The 16,816-nt window shown below is 71.4% G+C and carries 16 protein-coding genes and 1 tRNA gene; 9 read left to right on the top strand and 8 right to left on the bottom strand.

Features of this window, described 5'->3' with window-relative positions; genetic code table 11:
* Positions 1-432 precede the first annotated feature (432 nt).
* Positions 433-1,686, bottom strand: coding sequence for a M6 family metalloprotease domain-containing protein (locus tag ACWCQS_RS08260; RefSeq protein ID WP_451003690.1), 1,254 nt, complete (start codon positions 1,684-1,686; stop codon positions 433-435).
* A 327-nt stretch (positions 1,687-2,013) separates the two neighbouring features.
* Here ACWCQS_RS08260 and ACWCQS_RS08255 point away from each other — a divergent pair, with 327 nt between their 5' ends.
* Complete coding sequence (locus tag ACWCQS_RS08255) at positions 2,014-3,819, top strand: putative bifunctional diguanylate cyclase/phosphodiesterase (protein WP_451003689.1); 1,806 nt, start codon at positions 2,014-2,016, stop codon at positions 3,817-3,819.
* On the opposite strand, the gene ACWCQS_RS08250 is transcribed toward ACWCQS_RS08255, so the two are convergent.
* The 3 genes from ACWCQS_RS08250 to ACWCQS_RS08240 form a co-directional block, all read right to left on the bottom strand.
* Positions 3,798-4,895: an LLM class flavin-dependent oxidoreductase gene (locus ACWCQS_RS08250; protein WP_451003688.1), complete on the bottom strand. Its 1,098-nt coding sequence runs from the start codon at positions 4,893-4,895 to the stop codon at positions 3,798-3,800. The two genes, ACWCQS_RS08255 and ACWCQS_RS08250, sit on opposite strands and share 22 nt — an antisense overlap.
* Positions 4,896-5,005: 110 nt before the next feature.
* A complete protein-coding gene (locus ACWCQS_RS08245; protein ID WP_451003687.1) occupies positions 5,006-5,737 on the bottom strand; it encodes a maleate cis-trans isomerase family protein in 732 nt (243 codons plus the stop codon).
* Entirely contained in the window at positions 5,734-6,534 is an 801-nt protein-coding gene (locus ACWCQS_RS08240) for a maleate cis-trans isomerase family protein (RefSeq protein WP_451003919.1), read from the bottom strand. Before ACWCQS_RS08240 ends, ACWCQS_RS08245 begins: the two co-directional genes overlap by 4 nt.
* A 184-nt stretch (positions 6,535-6,718) precedes the next feature.
* Here ACWCQS_RS08240 and ACWCQS_RS08235 point away from each other — a divergent pair, with 184 nt between their 5' ends.
* Both ACWCQS_RS08235 and ACWCQS_RS08230 read left to right on the top strand, forming a co-directional pair.
* Positions 6,719-7,669 (top strand): D-2-hydroxyacid dehydrogenase, encoded by a 951-nt coding sequence (locus tag ACWCQS_RS08235; protein WP_451003686.1) that lies wholly within the window; start codon positions 6,719-6,721, stop codon positions 7,667-7,669.
* Positions 7,670-7,692: 23 nt separating this feature from the next.
* A complete protein-coding gene (locus ACWCQS_RS08230; RefSeq protein WP_451003685.1) occupies positions 7,693-9,096 on the top strand; it encodes an amidase in 1,404 nt (467 codons plus the stop codon).
* Between the two features lie 11 nt (positions 9,097-9,107).
* On the opposite strand, the gene ACWCQS_RS08225 is transcribed toward ACWCQS_RS08230, so the two are convergent.
* The gene (locus ACWCQS_RS08225) at positions 9,108-9,602 is read right to left on the bottom strand and encodes a DUF3830 family protein (protein ID WP_451003684.1); all 495 of its coding nucleotides are present in this window, start codon (positions 9,600-9,602) and stop codon (positions 9,108-9,110) included.
* Between the two features lie 47 nt (positions 9,603-9,649).
* Here ACWCQS_RS08225 and ehuB point away from each other — a divergent pair, with 47 nt between their 5' ends.
* The 6 genes from ehuB to ACWCQS_RS08195 all read left to right on the top strand — a co-directional run bounded on the left by ehuB (position 9,650) and on the right by ACWCQS_RS08195 (position 13,857).
* The gene (gene ehuB / locus ACWCQS_RS08220) at positions 9,650-10,576 is read left to right on the top strand and encodes an ectoine/hydroxyectoine ABC transporter substrate-binding protein EhuB (protein WP_451003683.1); all 927 of its coding nucleotides are present in this window, start codon (positions 9,650-9,652) and stop codon (positions 10,574-10,576) included.
* On the top strand, positions 10,573-11,292 hold the full coding sequence (gene ehuC / locus ACWCQS_RS08215; protein WP_451003682.1) for an ectoine/hydroxyectoine ABC transporter permease subunit EhuC: 720 nt from the start codon (positions 10,573-10,575) through the stop codon (positions 11,290-11,292). Before ehuB ends, ehuC begins: the two co-directional genes overlap by 4 nt.
* Complete coding sequence (gene ehuD / locus ACWCQS_RS08210; RefSeq protein WP_450985459.1) at positions 11,289-11,939, top strand: ectoine/hydroxyectoine ABC transporter permease subunit EhuD; 651 nt, start codon at positions 11,289-11,291, stop codon at positions 11,937-11,939. The genes ehuC and ehuD overlap by 4 nt, the downstream gene beginning before the upstream one ends.
* Positions 11,929-12,711 carry an ectoine/hydroxyectoine ABC transporter ATP-binding protein EhuA gene (gene ehuA, locus ACWCQS_RS08205; protein WP_450985458.1) on the top strand — a complete coding sequence of 261 codons (783 nt, stop codon included), beginning with the start codon at positions 11,929-11,931 and terminating at the stop codon, positions 12,709-12,711. Before ehuD ends, ehuA begins: the two co-directional genes overlap by 11 nt.
* Positions 12,712-12,928: 217 nt before the next feature.
* Positions 12,929-13,687 carry an IclR family transcriptional regulator gene (locus ACWCQS_RS08200; RefSeq protein WP_451003681.1) on the top strand — a complete coding sequence of 253 codons (759 nt, stop codon included), beginning with the start codon at positions 12,929-12,931 and terminating at the stop codon, positions 13,685-13,687.
* 96 nt (positions 13,688-13,783) lie between these two features.
* A tRNA-Lys gene (locus ACWCQS_RS08195) sits at positions 13,784-13,857 on the top strand.
* A 57-nt stretch (positions 13,858-13,914) separates the two neighbouring features.
* Here the strand turns inward: ACWCQS_RS08195 and ACWCQS_RS08190 are convergent.
* The 3 genes from ACWCQS_RS08190 to ACWCQS_RS08180 form a co-directional block, all read right to left on the bottom strand.
* On the bottom strand, positions 13,915-15,552 hold the full coding sequence (locus ACWCQS_RS08190; RefSeq protein WP_451003680.1) for an AMP-binding protein: 1,638 nt from the start codon (positions 15,550-15,552) through the stop codon (positions 13,915-13,917).
* 40 nt (positions 15,553-15,592) lie between these two features.
* Positions 15,593-16,060, bottom strand: coding sequence for a DUF3592 domain-containing protein (locus ACWCQS_RS08185; RefSeq protein WP_451003679.1), 468 nt, complete (start codon positions 16,058-16,060; stop codon positions 15,593-15,595).
* A 119-nt stretch (positions 16,061-16,179) separates the two neighbouring features.
* On the bottom strand, positions 16,180-16,785 hold the full coding sequence (locus ACWCQS_RS08180; RefSeq protein WP_451003678.1) for a lytic polysaccharide monooxygenase auxiliary activity family 9 protein: 606 nt from the start codon (positions 16,783-16,785) through the stop codon (positions 16,180-16,182).
* Positions 16,786-16,816 lie beyond the last annotated feature (31 nt).

Raw genomic sequence — 16,816 nt, 5'->3', positions numbered from 1 at the left:
ATGGGCCCGGAGCGCATGATCCAGTGGCCGTAGTCCCGGAGCCCATACGCCCAGTCACCGCACGCCGAAACCCATCCGCCCAATCACCGCAGCCCGAAGCCCATCGCCCCAGTGACCAGAGGCCCGAAGCCCATCGGCCCAGAGACCGTAGGCCCGGAGCACATCGCCCCAGTGACCAGGGGCCCGGAGCAGATCGGTCCAGTGATCGAAACCCCGGAGCGCACGATCCAGTGATCGAAACCCGGGAGCGCACGATCCAGTGATCGAAAGCCCGGAGCGCAACGATCCAGTGATGCCGGCCCGGAGCGCGTCAGCTCAGAGACCGTAGGCCCGGAGGCGTCGGACCAGTAACCGTGGGCCCGGAGCGCGTCGGTCCGGCGGCCGCCAGGGCCGGGCCGTATCGGCTCGATTCAGTGGCCGTGCGCCGGGAGGTCAGCCGGTGATGCCCGGGGTGATCTGCACCGTCCACGCGCCGGACAACGTTCTCCCCTCCACCTCCACCTTGACGCCCTGGCCGGGCACGGTGAAGGTCTCGCCGACGCCGACCGGGGCGTCGGCGAGGGGTGGGTAGACCGAGTTCTCCCAGCAGGCCTCGGTGTGGGGGTGGGCGTCGACGACCTCCACGGGGCCGCCGCCGGATTCCGTGCCGCTTCTGATCCGGTACACCAGGACACCCTGCCGGCAGATGGCCCGGTCGTTGCCGGCCGCTCCGCGCGCCTCGAAGGCCAGGACGCTGTCGGGTCCGGTGCGCACGATCGCCAGCTTCACCCCGTGTCCGAGACCGAAGGCCGCGGCGCCCGCCGGGCCCAGCACCGGGACGCCGGGCCCGGCCTCCAGCGGCTCCAGGGTCAGCCGGGTCGGCCGCGCGCCGCGCACGCACACCACCTGGCGCGGATCCAGCCAGCCCAGCTTCCACTTGTGCCAGGCGAACAGGTCCGGCGACAGCCCGAACTGGCTGCCCATCAAGTCCCAGTCGCCGACGTAGGTGTCCCAGTCGCCCTTGCCGTCGACCGGGCGGTGGTAGAGATCGGGCAGGTCGAACACATGGCCGGTCTCATGGGCGAGGACGAGGCGGTCCGGCGGGTGCTTCTCGAAGACCGTGACGACCCGCCGGATGTCCGTGCCGTCCACATGGACGGGCGTGTCGAGGTTCACGACCTTCGTGGCGTCCGAGTCGACGCCGGGCGCGTCCGGGTCGGCGACGAAGTACACGACCTGGTAGCGGGAGAAGTCGACCTCCTTGTCGGCCACCGCGAACGCGTCCCGCAGATAGGCGGCCCGGTCGTCCTCGTCCCAGTCCCGCTTTATGGCGTACGCCGTGGACGGCCGGGGCATGCGCAGCCAGTGCTTCAGCGGGTGCGGTCGGATGGTGAACCTGCCGTAGGAGGCCTGCTGGTAGTAGCGGCTGGTGGCCGGGAAGTGGTCGGCCGTCAACTCGGCGGGCGTGGTGCGCGGGGTGGCGTCCGGGAAGGAGAGAAAGACCAGCACGGCGTCGTCCGCGCCGACCGCACGGCCGTAGTCGGCGTTCCAGGTGTCCAGACCCTCGGAGTGGTGGGCGTCGGTCCGGTGCAGGGCGCAGGGGGTCGTGGAGAAGGGCTCGGCGACCGCCGGGCCACCGAGGATCGAGGTCGCGGCGAGCGCCGACAGCGTGGTGCACACGGCGGCAGTGCTGCGCAACTTGGGCACGGGCGTGACCTCCGGACGCGTTCGCGGGGACCCGCATCCAGATTGCTGGTATTTATTGGGCTATGCCCTGTTCGTCTGCACCACAAGAGTGAGTGCGCCCCCGGGGTGCGCCGGCGCACCATGGCGCCCGACACCCCGAAACACTCACGGAACGTCACAACTGGTCGGGGGCCCCAAGAACCCGTCCAGGTGCGGGCAGAAACGATCTGTCAGAAACTGTGCTCCGTCCGGGACACTGGAGAGTGGCTGGAAGGGCCCGGGGCCAGCCTCTATGATCGGCACACTTTCCGGCACGGACATCGATCGAGTGCACTGCGGGAGCGAGCGGTGAGCGGAACGTCCGAAGGGCCGACGCCCGCGGCAGACCTCGACCGGTCAGCCGTCACAGACAGTGACCACACCACCTACCACCGTGTCTTCGCGGCCGCCCCGCTCGCCATGGCCGTCGTGGACCGCGCCGGACTCGTCGCCGGCGCCAACGCGGCCTTCGGCGAGCTTCTCGGCACCGATCCGGACACACTCACCGGACGGGTCGCCGCCGACCTCGTCGACCTGGCCTCGGACGCCCGCAGCTGGCACGCCTACCGCGAGGTCCTGCGCGGCCGGCAGGCGAAGCTGCGCTGCACCCGCCGGCTGAAGCACCCCGAGGGGCACTCGGTGTGGGTGCAGGTGACCGTGGCGCCGCTGAGCGGCGAGCCCGGGGTGCTGCTGTCCGTCGCCGACATCAGCGCGCGTCGCGAACTCCAGGCGCGGCTGCGGCACTTGCAGATGCACGACCCGGTGACCCGGCTGCCCAACCGCACGCTGTTCTTCGAGCGGCTGACGGCCGCGCTGGAGGCGGAGTCGTACGAGCAGAGCGGCACCGGCCGGATCGGCCTGTGCTATCTGGACCTCGACGGCTTCAAGGCGGTCAACGACACCCTCGGCCACCGCGTCGGCGACCGGCTGCTCGCGGCCGTCGCCGAGCGCCTGACCCGGGTGGCCGACGAGGCCGGCTACGCCCGCGCGGTGACCCCGCTGGTGGCCCGGCTCGGCGGCGACGAGTTCGCGCTGCTCGTGGAGGACTCCACCGGCACCGAACAGCTCGCCGATCTCGCCGAGTCGGCGCTCAAGTCCCTGGAGGAGCCCTTCGATCTGGCCGGTCAGCGGCTGTCGTTGACCGCTTCCATCGGAGTCGTCGAACGCCATGCCGCCGGCACGACCGCCACCGGTCTGATGCAGGCCGCGGACACGACCCTGTACTGGGCGAAGGCCGACGGCAAGGCCCGCTGGACCCTGTTCGACCCCGAGCGCAACGCGCACCGGATGACCCGTCAGGCGCTGTCGTCCACCCTGCGCCCGGCCATCGAGCGCGGTGAGTTCGCGCTGGAGTACCAGCCGTTGGTCGGGATGGAGGACGGACGCCTGTCCGGGGTCGAGGCACTGATCCGCTGGAATCATCCTCAGTTCGGCACACTGACCCCGAATCGGTTCATCGGACTGGCCGAGGAGGACGGTTCGATCGTGCAGCTCGGCCGCTGGGCGCTCGCCACCGCCTGTCGCCAGGCCCGCCGCTGGCAGCTGGACCATCCCGCGGAGCCGCCCATCTTCGTCAGCGTCAACGTGGCCGTACGGCAGGTGTGGGACTCCGACCTGGTCTCGGACGTGGCGGAGGTCCTCGCCGAGACCGGACTCGCCCCGCATCTGCTGCAGTTGGAGCTGACCGAGTCGGCGGTGATGGGCTCGGCCGGCCGCCCGCTACAGGCCCTGCAGGCCCTCAGCGACATGGGCGTCCGCATCGCCATCGACGACTTCGGCACCGGCTACTCCAACCTCGCCTACCTCAGCCGCCTGCCGGTCTCCACTCTCAAGCTGGACGGTTCCTTCGTACGCGGCTTCCAGTACGAGGCCGACAAGGACCCCGCGATCGCCCCCAACCCGGCCGACGAGGTCATCGTCGAGGCGATGATCCAGCTGGCCCACCGGCTCGGCATCACCGTCACCGCCGAGTGCGTGGAGACCTCGGCCCAGGCCACCCGCCTGCGCCGCATCGGCTGCGACACCGGGCAGGGCTGGCTGTACTCCCGTCCGGTGCCGCCGGATCGTATCTCCGAGCTGCTCGGCGAGCAGACCTACGCGGTCGGCAAGCCGTAGGCGTCCGCGATCAACTCATAGGAGCGCAGGCGCAGTTCGCCGCGGTGGGCGTGGGAGACGAGCATCAGCTCGTCGGCGCCGGTGCGCTTGTGCAGGTCGTCCAGGCCGGAGCGGACCTCGTCGGCGGTGCCGTGCACGATGTTGGCGGTCCAGGAGGCGATGAACTCCTCCTCCACGGGGCTGAACTCGTGCTTCTCGGCCTCGTCCGGGTCGGGGAAGAGGCCGGGCCGACCGGTGCGCAGCCGGAGCATGTTGAGGGCCATCGCCCGGGTCTGGCGGCGGGCCTCGCGCGCGTCGTCGGTGGCGAGGGTGGAGACGCCGATCAGCGCGTAGGGCTCGTCGAGGACCTCGGAGGGGCGGAAGGTCTGCCGGTACAGGTCGAGCGCCGGGATGGTGTTCTGCGCGGAGAAGTGGTGCGCGAAGGCGAACGGCAGGCCCAGCAGACCGGCGAGGCGGGCGCTGAAGCCGGAGGAGCCGAGCAGCCAGACGGGCGGGCGGTGCGGGGACTGGACGCCGCCGGGGGTGGTGGCCTGGACGGGCCCCGGGATCGCATGGATACGGCGGTACGGGTGCCCGTCGGGGAAGTCGTCGTCCAGGAAGCGGGTGAGCTCGGCGAGCTGCTCCGGGAAGTCGTCGGCGCCCTCGTTCAGGGTGTCGCTGCGGCGCAGGGCCGCGGCCGTGGCGCCGTCGGTGCCGGGGGCGCGCCCGAGGCCGAGGTCGATGCGGCCCGGTGCCAGCGCCTCCAGGGTGCCGAACTGCTCGGCGATGACGAGGGGCGCGTGGTTGGGCAGCATGACGCCGCCCGAGCCGAGCCGGATGCGCTCGGTGTGGGCGGCGAGGTGGGCGAGGATCACGGCGGGCGAGGAGGAGGCGACACCGGGCATGGAGTGGTGCTCGGCGACCCAGTACCGGTGGAAGCCGCGGGCCTCGGCGAACCGGGACAGCGCCACGCTGGTGCGCAGGGCGTCGGAGGCGGTGCTGCCCGCGCCGACGGTCACCAGGTCCAGTACGGAGAGCGGGACGGGGGCGGTGCCGTGCGTCGTTCCCCGGATCTCGTCTGCCTCGTCTGCCGACACGTGTGGGCCTCCTGTTTGTGGCGTGCGCTGTCCTGGGGTGCCTTAACAGGAGGCAGTCTCCGCTTATTCCGGCGTAGTCTCCGCTTATTCCGGCGTTCGTGCCGCCCGGGTCAGACCTGCACGATCGGTTCCCTCGTGAACAGCGTCCCGAGTGTGGGCGCGTTCACTCGCCGGTCGGCCAGCCGCAGCCCCTCCCACACCGTCACCTGGTTCGCGGTGAGCACCGGCTTGGACAGCGCCTTCTCCAGCAGTGACAGATGCGCGGCCGTGTGCAGGGCCGTGTCCGGCAGCAGGACCGCCTCCGCGTCCGGGACGTCGGCCGCCCGGGCCAGCGTCAGCACGTCCTCCTCGCCCCACGTGCCGACCTCGGCCGCCGTGATGATCCCGGAGGACCGGATCCCGGCCACCTCCAGGCCGCCGGCCCGCAGGAAGTCCGCGAACAGCGCGGCGATGTCCTCCGGGTAGGTCGCGCCGACCGCGACCCGCCGCACCCCGATCTCCCGGGCCGCGTGCACGAAGGCGAAGGACGTCGAGGACGCGGGCATCCCGGCCAGCCGGGCGAGCGTGCGCACCTGGTCCTGGGCGCCCTCCCAGCCGTGCACGAAGCCACCGCTGGTGCAGGCCCAGACCACCGTCTCGGCCCCGGCGAGCCGCAGGCTCTCCATGCCCGCCCCGAGCCGCTCGGCGGAGCCCATCTCGCGCAGCGCCGCCACCCGGTGCGCGTCCTCGCCGATGTCGGTGTGGACCAGGTCCACCCGGATGTCGCTGCCCAGGAGCTGCTCGATGCGCGGATAGTCGTCCTCGGCGGAATGGCCCGGGTAGAGGAATCCGAGTGCGGTCATGTCCAGCCTTCCTGCGTCTCTTCCGGCGTGTCTTCCGGCAGTGCGGAGGGCCAGGCGCGCGCCGACTCGTCCAGCAGCGCCTGATACGGCCCCACGGCTCGGGTACCCAGTCGGCGCAGCGCAGCCCACATCGTGACCTGGTTGGCAGACAGCACGGGAATGCGCAGCTCGGCCTCCAGCTGGGGGATCACGTCGTACGTCGGCAGGTTGGTGCAGGAGATGAAGAGCGCGTCGGCGGTGCCGGGGCGGACCGCCTGCCGGGCCATGGCCACGACGTCCCGGTAGGGCACCCGCCAGATGTGCCGGGTCAGGCCCATGAAGGCGCACCCGGTGACCTGGACGCCGGCCTCGGCGACGAAGTCCTCCAGCGCCCGGGTCACCGACACGGTGTACGGCGTGACCAGCGCGACGCGCCGGACACGCAGCTCCTCCAGCGCCTGAAGCAGCGCGCCGGACGTGGTCACGGAGGGCGGCGCGCCCGCGAGGCGCATCGCGGCGCACATCGCCCGCTCCCCGGCGACCCCGCCGACGAAGCTGCCGGAGGCGCAGGCGTAGGCGACGACCTCGGGCCCGACGGCGGTCAGCGCGCGCACGGCGTCGCCGAGGGTCTCGTGCTCGCTCACCAGCCGGGCCAGGTCCAGGCTCACCTCGACCGGCACGAACGGGGTCCGGGTCAGATGCAGCGACACCTCGTCGGGCACCCAGCGCCACAGCTCGCGATCCAGGGCGAAGTCGAAGGGGGCCACCACGCCGACCCCGCGCTGGGGGCGGGGGCCGCCGAGAAAGGAGACGTCCATCGCTGGCACCGGCCTCACGCTGGGAGACGAGTGGGCAACGGATCGCGAATGCGCCCGTGTTGACGAAGGTAGGTTCGGGTGCGAGCGTGGTCAATCCGCGGATAATCCGCGCATGTCAGACGCTCGATCCGCGCTCGTCGGACTCACGTGGTCCGCGCACGTCAGACGCTCGGAGCCGCCCCGTATGACGACCCTCCCGACCCTCCTGGTGCTGGACGCCGACCCGCCGCCGCGCCTCGGCCGGCTGACCGGCCGCGCCCGGATCGTGCACACGGACGCCGCCCGGCTGGCCGAGCGGCTGCCGCAGGCGGACGTGCTCCTGGTCTGGGACTTCACCTCGCACGCGGTGCGCGAGGCCTGGCCCGGGGAGGGGCCCCGCCCGCGCTGGGTGCACACGGCGAGCGCGGGCGTGGACCATCTGCTGGGCCCGGAGCTGGCGGCCTCCGACACGGTGGTCACGAACGCGCGCGGGATCTTCGACCAGCCGATCGCCGAGTATGTGGCGGCCCTGGTGCTGGCGGTCGCCAAGGATCTGCCGCGCACGCTGGAGCACCAGCGGGAGCGGACCTGGCGGCACCGGGAGGGCCGGCGGGTGGCGGGCACGCGCGCGTGCGTGGTCGGCTCGGGCCCGATCGGCCGGGAGATCGTACGCACCCTGAAGGCCCTCGGCGTGACGACGGCGCTGGTCGGGCGGGTGCCGCGGACCGGCATCCACGGCCCGGCCGACCTGGACCGGCTGATCTCCCGCGCGGACTGGGTGATCGCGGCGGCGCCGCTCACCGAGGAGACGTACGGCATGTTCGACGGCCGCCGCTTCGGCATGATGCAGCCCTCGGCGTTCTTCGTGAACGTCGGCCGCGGCCAGCTCGTCGACGAGGACGCCCTCGCCCACGCCCTGACCCGGCGCTGGATCGCGGGCGCCGCCCTGGACGTCTTCACCACCGAACCCCTCCCGCCGGACAGCCCGCTGTGGGGGCTGCCGGGGCTGATCGTCTCCCCCCACATGAGCGGGGACACGGTCGGCTGGCGGGACGAACTGGGCGCGCAGTTCGTGGAGTTGTACGAGCGGTGGGCGGCGGGCAGATCACTGGTGAACGTGGTCGACAAGAAACGCGGATACGTCCCCGGTCACTGACCGCCCGGATCCTTGGAGGGTGCATGCAGCTCACCGACCTCACCGCCGTCCAGCTCCTCGACGGTTACCGCAAGGGCGAGTTCAGCCCCGTGGAGGCGACCGGACAGGCCCTGGAGCGGGCGCGCCGGATCCAGCCGGAGGTGAACGCGTTCGTACGCCTCACCGAGGAGGACGCACTCACCCGGGCCCGGGAGTCGGAGGAGCGCTGGCGGCGCGGTGAGCCGGCCGGGCTGCTCGACGGGGTGCCGGTGACGGTGAAGGACATCCTCCTGCTCCGCGGCCACCCGACCCTGCGCGGCTCCAGGACGATCTCCGAGCAAGGTGATTGGGAGGAGGACGCGCCCTCGGTGGCCCGGCTGCGCGAGCACGGGGCGGTGTTCCTGGGCAAGACGACGACCCCCGAGTTCGGCTGGAAGGGCGTGACGGACTCCCCGCTGTCCGGGATCACCCGCAACCCGCACGACCCCTCCCGCACCGCCGGCGGCTCCAGCGGGGGCAGCGCGGCGGCCGTGGCGCTCGGCGCGGGCCCGCTGTCGCTGGGCACGGACGGCGGGGGCAGCATCCGTATCCCGGCCGCGTTCTGCGGCATCTTCGGGCTGAAGCCGACGTACGGCAGGGTGCCCCTGTATCCGGCGAGCGCGTTCGGCACGCTGTCGCACACGGGCCCGATGACCCGGGACGCGGCGGACGCGGCCCTGCTGCTCGACGTCATCGGCGCACCCGACCCACGCGACTGGTCGGCCCTGCCGCCCGCGCCGGGCTCCTTCACCGAGCACCTGAAGGAAGGCGCGCACGGCCTCCGGGTGGCGTACTCCCCGTGCCTCGGCGGCCAGGTCGCGGTCCAGCCGGCGGTCGCCGCGGCGGTACGGCGGACGGTGGCCACCCTCGCCGACCTCGGCGCGTACGTCGAGGAGACCGACCCGGACTTCAGCGAGCCGGTGGAGGCCTTCCACACCCTGTGGTTCAGCGGCGCGGCCCGGCTCACCGAGCGGTTCTCCCCACGCAAACGGCAGCTGCTGGACCCCGGCCTGCGGGAGATCTGCGTACGGGGCGCCCGCTACAGCGCGCTGGACTATCTGGCCGCGGTCGACGTCCGCATGGACCTCGGCCGGCGCATGGGCCGCTTCCACGAGCGCTACGACCTCCTGGTCACCCCGACCCTGCCGCTGACGGCGTTCGAGGCGGGCGTGGAGGTGCCCAGGGGCTCGGCCCACCACCGCTGGACGGGCTGGACGCCCTTCACCTACCCGTTCAACCTCACCCAGCAGCCCGCGGCGACCGTCCCGGTGGGCACGGACGCGGACGGTCTCCCGGTGGGCCTCCAGCTCGTCGCCGCCCGGCACCGGGACGACCTGGTGCTGCGGGCCGCGCACGCGCTGTACGAGGCCGGGGTGGCATCGGCGCCCACGGTCACCGCCGTCCGGTAGCCGGGCGGGCCTCACGCCCGACGGAAACCGAGCGTCTCCCCAGCCGCCCCGCTGCGCCACAGGTCGTTGCAGGCCTCGGCCATCGCCTCCAGCCCCTCCACCACCTGGCCCCACACGATCCCCGGCACCCACCCCACGTCACCGTTGAGCAGCAGGTTGTTGCGCTCGTAGAACAGGGCCAGGTCGACCACTGTGGTGCCGGGGCGGACCTCGCGGTCGTAGCCGTAGGCCCGGGTGCCCAGTTCGGTGCCGGCGAAGGAGAAGTAACAGAGGTCGCCGGGAATCGGGGTGACCGTCGGGTTCTCCAGTGGGGGTTCCGTGGAGGCGAACGGCGGGAAGAGGGCGTAGATCTCGTTGCGCGCGTATTTGGCGTGATAGACGTCACCCGCGAGCGGGAGCGCGTCCCATACCGCCGCGCAGGTCAGGGGTGCGCGGTCGGCCAGCAGTCGTGCCGTGCAGTGCACGTCCCGCTTCTCGAGCGAGACGGTGACGAATCGATCGGCCATGAAAACAAGGGTGCATAGCCCGGATGCGCTTGGGTAGCCGCGCCGCCATGGCTCCACCACTTGGGAACGACGTACACACATTCCGGTCGGAACTCAGACGCGCCGGGCACACCCGGCGTTCGGTGCTCGGTGGCCTCGCCGCCCTCGGTGTGCTGGGCGCGGCGGGCTGCTCCCGGGTGGCCGAGGCGTCCGGCAAGGAGGGCGGCGACCTGCTCGACCGCCTCCGCGCGCAGGGCGTCGTACGGCTCGGGATCGCCGGTGAGGTCCCCTTCGGGTACATCGACAAGAACGGGCAACTCACCGGTGAGGCGCCCGAGCTGGCCAAGGTGATTTTCAAGCGGCTCGGGGTGGACAAGGTACAGCCGGTGCCCACCGAGTTCGGCTCGCTGATCCCGGGGCTGAACTCGCAGCAGTTCGATGTCGTGGCGGCCGGAATGTACGTCAATCCGGAGCGCTGCCAGCAGGTTATCTTCGCCGACCCGGACTATCAGATGCTGGACTCGTTCATCGTGCGCAAGGGCAACCCGCTGGGGCTGCACTCCTACAAGGACGTCGTCGCGAAGAAGGCTAAGTTCGCCACCGGCACCGGATACGCCGAGATCGAGTACGCGGTCGGGGCCGGCTACAAGCAGAGCGACATTCTGATCGTCCCGGACCAGGTCGCCGGGCTGAACGCCGTCGAGGCGGGCCGCGTCGACGTCTTCGCCGGTACGGCGCTCACCACCCGCGAGGTGGTGAAGAAGTCGAGCAAGGCGGAGGCGACCCAGCCGTTCGCACCGCTGGTCAAGGGCAAGCCGCACGTCGACGGCGGCGCGTTCGCGTTCCGGCCGACCGAGACGAAGCTGCGCGACGCGTTCAACGTCGAGCTGCGGAAGCTGAAGAAGAGCGGGGAGTTGTTCCGGATCCTGCGGCCGTTCGGCTTCACCAGGGCCGAGATGACCGACCTCACCGCGAAGGAGCTGTGCGGCGGATGACCTCGGGACTGTGGGAACTCGTACTCAACGGCGTCTGGACCACCGTCCAGTTGCTGGTGTTCAGCGCGCTGCTGGCCGCCGCGGTGTCCTTCGTCGTGGGCATCGCGCGCACGCACCGGCTGTGGATCGTGCGCTTCATGGCCGGCTGCTACACCGAGGTGTTCCGCGGCACCTCGGCGCTGGTGATGATCTTCTGGGTGTTCTTCGTGCTGCCGGTCGCCTTCGGCTGGCAGCTGGTGCCGATGTGGGCGGGCACGCTGGCGCTCGGCCTGACGTACGGCGCGTACGGCTCGGAGATCGTGCGCGGCGCGCTGCAGTCGGTCGATCCGGCGCAGCAGGAGGGCGGTATCGCGCTCAGCTTCACCCCGGCCCAGCGGCTGCGGCTCGTTCTGCTGCCGCAGGCCGTGCCGGAGATGATCCCGTCCTTCTGCAATCTGCTGGTCGAGCTGCTCAAGGGCACCGCGCTCGTCTCGGTGATGGGCATGGGCGATCTGACGTTCAGCGCGAACCTGGTCCGGCTGGCGCTGCAGCAGAGCGCGGAGATCTACACGTATGTGCTGCTGATCTACTTCGTGATCGCCTTCCTGATCACGCGGCTTATGCGCGCCCTGGAGAAGCGGCTGAAGGCGGGGATCGGCAAGGACGCCGGGACGTTCTCGGCGGCGCGTGAGCTGAAACGCGCGCAGACGACCGGAGTGGGGGGTCGTGTCGCATGAAGTGGGACTGGAACGCGGTGAGCGAGTTCATGCCGCACTTCTGGGACGGGCTGCGGGTCACCCTGGAGGCCCTGGCCCTCGGCTCGCTGGTGTCCTTCAGCCTGGGCCTGGTGTGGACTCTGCTGATGCGGACGCCGAGCCGCTGGGTGCGCTGGCCGGTCGGGGTGGTCACGGAGTTCGTGCGCAACACCCCACTGCTGGTGCAGCTGTTCTTCCTGTTCTACGTGCTGCCCGAGTGGAATGTGACGTTCTCCGCGCTGACCACCGGTGTCTTCGCGATCGGCCTGCACTACTCGACGTACACCATGCAGGTCTACCGGGCCGGTATCGAGGCGGTGCCCGCCGGCCAGTGGGAGGCGGCGACCGCGCTGAACCTGCCCCGGCGGCGGACCTGGACCGCGGTGATCCTGCCGCAGGCGATCCGCCGGGTGGTGCCCGCGCTCGGCAACTACGTGATCTCCATGCTCAAGGACACGCCGATGCTGATGACGATCACCGTGCTGGAGATGCTCGGCCAGGCCCGGCTCTTCTCCCAGCAGCACTTCCAGTTCACCGAGCCGGTCACCGTGATCGGCGTGGCCTTCATCCTCATCTCCTACCTGGCCTCCCTACTCCTGCGAGCCCTGGAGCGACGCCTTGTCCGTTGAGACCCGTCCGCAGCCCTCCCGCACCGACGCCCAGCCCACCGAGCTGATCCGCCTGGAGAACGTCACCAAGCGGTTCGGCGCCAACACCGTGCTCGACCGGCTGGACTTCTCCGTCGACGCCGGCCGGCACGTGACCCTGATCGGCCCGTCCGGATCCGGCAAGACCACGATCCTCAGACTTCTGATGACCCTCACCAAGCCGGACGAGGGCACGATCACCGTCGACGGGGAGCAGCTGTTCCCGGCGCCGGAGAAGCAGGTCCGGGAGGTCCGCAAGAAGATCGGAATGGTGTTCCAGCAGTTCAACCTGTTCCCCAACATGAGCGTGCTGCGGAACATCACGGAGGCGCCGGTGCAGGTCCTCGGCATGTCCAGGGACGAGGCCGAGGAGCGCGCCCGGGAGCTGCTGGAGCTGGTGGGACTGACCGACAAGTGCGACGCGAAGCCGACCCGGCTCTCCGGCGGACAGCAGCAGCGGGTGGCGATCGCCCGGGCGCTGGCGATGCGGCCGCAGGTGCTGCTGCTGGACGAGGTGACCTCCGCGCTCGACCCGGAGCTGGTCGCGGGCGTCCTCGACGTGCTCAGGGACATCGCCCGCAGCACCGACATCACCATGCTCTGCGTGACCCATGAGATGGGTTTCGCCCGTGACATCTCCGACCGGGTGCTGATGTTCGACGGCGGCCAGGTGATCGAATCGGGTTCCCCGGAGAAGATCTTCTCCGAGCCGGAGCAGGACCGCACCCGGGAATTCCTCAGCGCGGTCCTGTGACCAGGGCGCGTGGATCCGGAAGATGCCGAGGTCCAACCGCTGGGTCATGACTTTGGCATATGCCAGAGGGTCTGCGCCGCAGTTGGGAGGGGTCCGGCGGGCAGAAGAATCTCGCCAACCCCCTCTCCTCGCAGCGGGTTTGCCCGTTATCGTGGTAGCGATCCGCCGACCGGATCTCGCGGCACCCACAGGCGAAGCGAGCGCAGGGGGAAACACCGTGGCGCTGATGAACGAGCCGACCGCCCCGTACCACTCGGCCCAGGACGCCCTGCGCGTGCTGGAGACCGTCGCCCGCCACTCCGCCGGCGTCACCGACACCGAGCTGGCCCACCGCACCGGCCTCGGCCCGGAGCGGCTCACCGCCCTGCTGCGCATGCTGCGCCGGGAGGGCTATGTCGAGCAGATCACCGATGGGGCGTACGTCACCGGCGACACCCTGCGCCGCCTCACCTCCGCGCACGACCGGGAGCGGGCGGTGCGCGAGAAGCTCCAGCACACCCTGGACCGGCTGCGCGACTCGGTCGGCGCGGCGGTCTACATCAGCCGGTACGTCGACGGCGAGGTCAAGGTCACCCAGTACGCCGCCGGGCCCACCACCCCGGCGGTCAACGAGTGGGTCGACTTCCGCTACTCCGCCCACGCCACGGCGGTCGGCAAGAGCCTGCTCACACAGCTCGACCACAACGCCCGCCGCGACCATCTCTCCCGCCACAAGATGGCCCGCCTCACCTCGCGCACCATCACCAGTGACAAGCTGCTGCTGTCCCGTCTGGAGTCCCAGCCGCCGACCGTGCCGGTCCTGGACCTGCAGGAGTACGCGATCGGCACCGTCTGCGCGGCGGTCCCGATCACGGCGGGCTCCTCGGTGGGCTGCCTGGCGCTGTCGCTTCCCGTGGCGCACGCCCACCGCCTGAAGCAGGCGGCGGACACGCTGAACCGGAACGCGGCGCCGGTGCTGCTGTCCCTGGCGCTCTAGGGGCCCCACAGGGTGGTCACGAGCACCCCTCAGGACCAGGTAGTATTTTCTTCGTCGCCAGCCGCGGGAGACAAAACCACGGCAGGCGAGAGTCATGCGCCGCTAGCTCAGTTGGTTAGAGCAGCTGACTCTTAATCAGCGGGTCCGGGGTTCGAGTCCCTGGCGGCGCACAATTGACGATGGCGAGCCAGGTCCGCACAAGGCGCGGACCTGGCTCGCCATCTCTGTTATTGCGCGGCTGCGCCGCGCGTTGTGGGGGCTTCGCCACCCACACCCCCTTCGCTGTCCGCAGCCGTGAGCCTTCGGTACCCCTCCTCCCCCGGCGGCCGCCACCACACCGGATCCGCGCACCCGTACCCCTCACGCCGCAGCAGCGCCCGGTGGATCTTGTTCGTGGCCGTCACCGGCATCCGCTCCACCACCCGCACGAACCGGGGCGCCATCTTGGTGCCCAGGTCCGGCTGGGCGGCCAGGAACTCAGTGAAGCCCGTCGGATCGAAGGTCCCGGCGATGGTCGCCATCACCTGGTCCCCGGTCACCGGGTCCGGCACCGCGTACACGGCGACGGCCACCGCGCCCTCGTAGCGGGCGACGATGTTCTCGATCATCGCGGCGGCCAGGTTCTCCCCGTCGACCCGGATCCGGTCATCGGTACGCCCCGCGAAGTACAGATAGCCGTCGGCGTCCCGGTAGAACAGATCACCCGTCCAGTACGCCCCGCCCCGGCGCCGCTCGGCCTCGGCGGCCGCGTTCCTCCAGTAGCCCTCGAAGGGGTTGGGTCCCCGGTTCACCAGCTCGCCGATCGCCCGCTCCCCGTTGAGCAGCCGCCCGGCGGGGTCGAACCGGGCCGGCGGGCACTCGCGCCCGGTGGCGGGGTCGAGCACCACCAGCCCCGGTCCGGCCGGCCCCACCGCGCCCCTCGGCGTACCCGGCGCCCACTGGATCGCCGCGCCGCCCTCGGAGGACCCGTACCCCTCCACCAGCCGGACCCCGAACCGCCGCTCGAAGGCGGCCGCGTCCACCGCGCCGGCCTCCGTGCCGAACCCGAGCCGCAGGGGGTTGTCGCGGTCGTCCGCACGTTCCTCGGTGGCGAGGACGTACTGGATCGCCCGGCCGACGTACGTGAAGTACGTCGCCCCGTACCGGCGCACATCGGCCAGGAACCCGGACGCCGAGAACCGCCGCCGCAGCGCGACGCCCGCGCCCGCCGCCAGCGCGGGCGCCCAGTCGGCGATCACCGCGTTGCCGTGGAACATCGGCATGCAGATGTAGTGCACGTCGTCCGCGCGCACCCCGAACTGCCGCACCAGCGCCTGCCCGGCCGCCGCCAGCCGGCCCTGGGAGCAGAGCGCGGCCTTGGGGGCGCCGGTCGAGCCGGAGGTGAAGTACAGCAGCAGCCGGTCGGCGGGTGTGGCGCGGGACGGGTCGGGTACGGCGCCGGCGTAGGGGGCGAGGAGGGCGGCGTACTCGGGAGTGTCCGTGACGAGGAGCCGTATGCCGGGCAGGCCGAGCCCCGCCAGCAGGGGCAGATGGGCCCGCTCGGTGACCAGGAGCGGGCACTCGGTGTGCAGGATGTCCCGGGCCAGTTCGGGTCCCCGGCGAGTGGGATTGATCCCGGCGACGGCCGCGCCGGCCAGGGCGGCGGCGCCGAGCCAGAGCGGGAACTCCTCGGTGTTGTCGAGGAGCACGCCGACATGCGGTACGGCACCCGGGGGCAGCAGGTCGGCCAGCAGTGCCGCCCGTGCCGCGGCGCCGGCGGCCGTCTCGTGCTGCGTCAGCGTGCGCCCCTCGCAGCTGAGTCCCGGCCGGTGGTCCCCCCACCGCGCCGCGACCAGCTCGGCGACCGTGCGTGTCATGGACTCCATGGAGCCGCACGGTAACTGACACAGCGTCAGATGAGGAGGGTCACGGGAACATGCCGGCCGACTCGGCGAACATCGTGTGCGCCATGACCATGAAGCCGACGCAGAAGGTGATGGCCGCGCCGAGGAAGGCCACCCCGAAGCCGGTGCCGACGGCCAGCCTGGCGGGCGCCGGCGGGCGGGCCGTGGCCCGCTGGGGCTGCTCCGGCAGATACCGCACGGTGACGAAGTCGCCTTCCATGACGGTCGACGGGCCGTTCTCCTCCTCGAAGCGGACCGTGCGGCCCTCGCGGGTGGTGAACTCGTAGACGTGGTGCAGGGTCGTCCGCACGGACGTGTCCCCGCCGCCCCCGCTGGTCGTCGTGTACATCCGCAGACAGCGCCCCTCGGCGGTCAGGCCGTGCGCCCACGTCCTGCCGATCCGCCGGGCGCGGCGCATCAGCAGGAAGGCGGAGTACCCGAAGCCGGCGATCATGACGGTGGGTACGGCGTAGAAGAAGATCTCGAACATGAGGTTCCCCCGAGGTCCGGTACGCCGCTCCACTCGATCGGCGTGCGAGGAACCTACCCGGCGGTAGGCGCGGTCGGCCTCAAGGGAACCTCAGTTTCCGTGCTGTGGCGGAACGGTCCTCAGAAGGTGACGTCCGAGCAGGCGTAGAACGCGTTGCCGGTGTCGGCGATCGTCCACACCGCGAGGATGACGTGGTGCCCGCTCAGCCCGGTCGGCAGGGTGCCGCTATGGCTGAGGGTGGCCGGCGGGCGCCGGCCGTCGTACGGGACCGTCAGGAACGGGGTGAGGTTGAGATCCGAGCGGGACAGGGCGTGGTTCTGGTTCCAGCCCTGCCTGGTGACGAAGTACTTGAAGTCCGTCGTGGCGTGCTGGGCGGTGAACTGCCAGCGGAAGGTGTACGTCTGCCCGCCCGTCACCCTGGTGGTGGGCCAGGCGCCGCCGGACGGGGTGGTCGGCGAGCTGAGCTGGGCGAACCGGCTCAGCCCGCCGTTGCAGAGCTGGCCGTCGGCGGGCCCCGCGGCCGGGAATCCCTTGGGGCCCTCGACGCTCTGCGGCTCGTACTGGATGTCGCCGCAGCCGGTCACCGTGCCGTTGGCGCAGAGTTTCTGCCTGCTGATCGGGAGGTCGGTGTAGCCGTGCCCGCTGGCGCCGCCGGTGGAGAGCGCGAACGCTCCGGCGGTCACCACGCCCAGCACGACCGCGGACAACCTGGTCCTGGTGTGCATACTGCCGCTCCTGGAGAACGTGGGGAGTTCG

This window comes from Streptomyces sp. NPDC002076 (genome assembly GCF_053593835.1).
This window is presented reverse-complemented; position numbering and strand designations above follow the sequence as displayed.

What these genes read in the sequence shown, in the direction of transcription:
- ACWCQS_RS08245 (WP_451003687.1), bottom strand. Translation starts at nt 5,737, where the DNA reads ATGACCGCACTCGGATTCCTCTACCCGGGCCATTCCGCCGAGGACGAC.
- ACWCQS_RS08240 (WP_451003919.1), bottom strand. Translation starts at nt 6,534, where the DNA reads ATGGACGTCTCCTTTCTCGGCGGCCCCCGCCCCCAGCGCGGGGTCGGC.
- ACWCQS_RS08235 (WP_451003686.1), top strand. Translation starts at nt 6,719, where the DNA reads ATGACGACCCTCCCGACCCTCCTGGTGCTGGACGCCGACCCGCCGCCG.
- ACWCQS_RS08230 (WP_451003685.1), top strand. Translation starts at nt 7,693, where the DNA reads ATGCAGCTCACCGACCTCACCGCCGTCCAGCTCCTCGACGGTTACCGC.
- ACWCQS_RS08225 (WP_451003684.1), bottom strand. Translation starts at nt 9,602, where the DNA reads ATGGCCGATCGATTCGTCACCGTCTCGCTCGAGAAGCGGGACGTGCAC.
- ehuB (WP_451003683.1), top strand. Translation starts at nt 9,650, where the DNA reads ATGGCTCCACCACTTGGGAACGACGTACACACATTCCGGTCGGAACTC.
- ehuC (WP_451003682.1), top strand. Translation starts at nt 10,573, where the DNA reads ATGACCTCGGGACTGTGGGAACTCGTACTCAACGGCGTCTGGACCACC.
- ehuD (WP_450985459.1), top strand. Translation starts at nt 11,289, where the DNA reads ATGAAGTGGGACTGGAACGCGGTGAGCGAGTTCATGCCGCACTTCTGG.
- ACWCQS_RS08190 (WP_451003680.1), bottom strand. Translation starts at nt 15,552, where the DNA reads ATGGAGTCCATGACACGCACGGTCGCCGAGCTGGTCGCGGCGCGGTGG.
- ACWCQS_RS08185 (WP_451003679.1), bottom strand. Translation starts at nt 16,060, where the DNA reads ATGTTCGAGATCTTCTTCTACGCCGTACCCACCGTCATGATCGCCGGC.
- ACWCQS_RS08180 (WP_451003678.1), bottom strand. Translation starts at nt 16,785, where the DNA reads ATGCACACCAGGACCAGGTTGTCCGCGGTCGTGCTGGGCGTGGTGACC.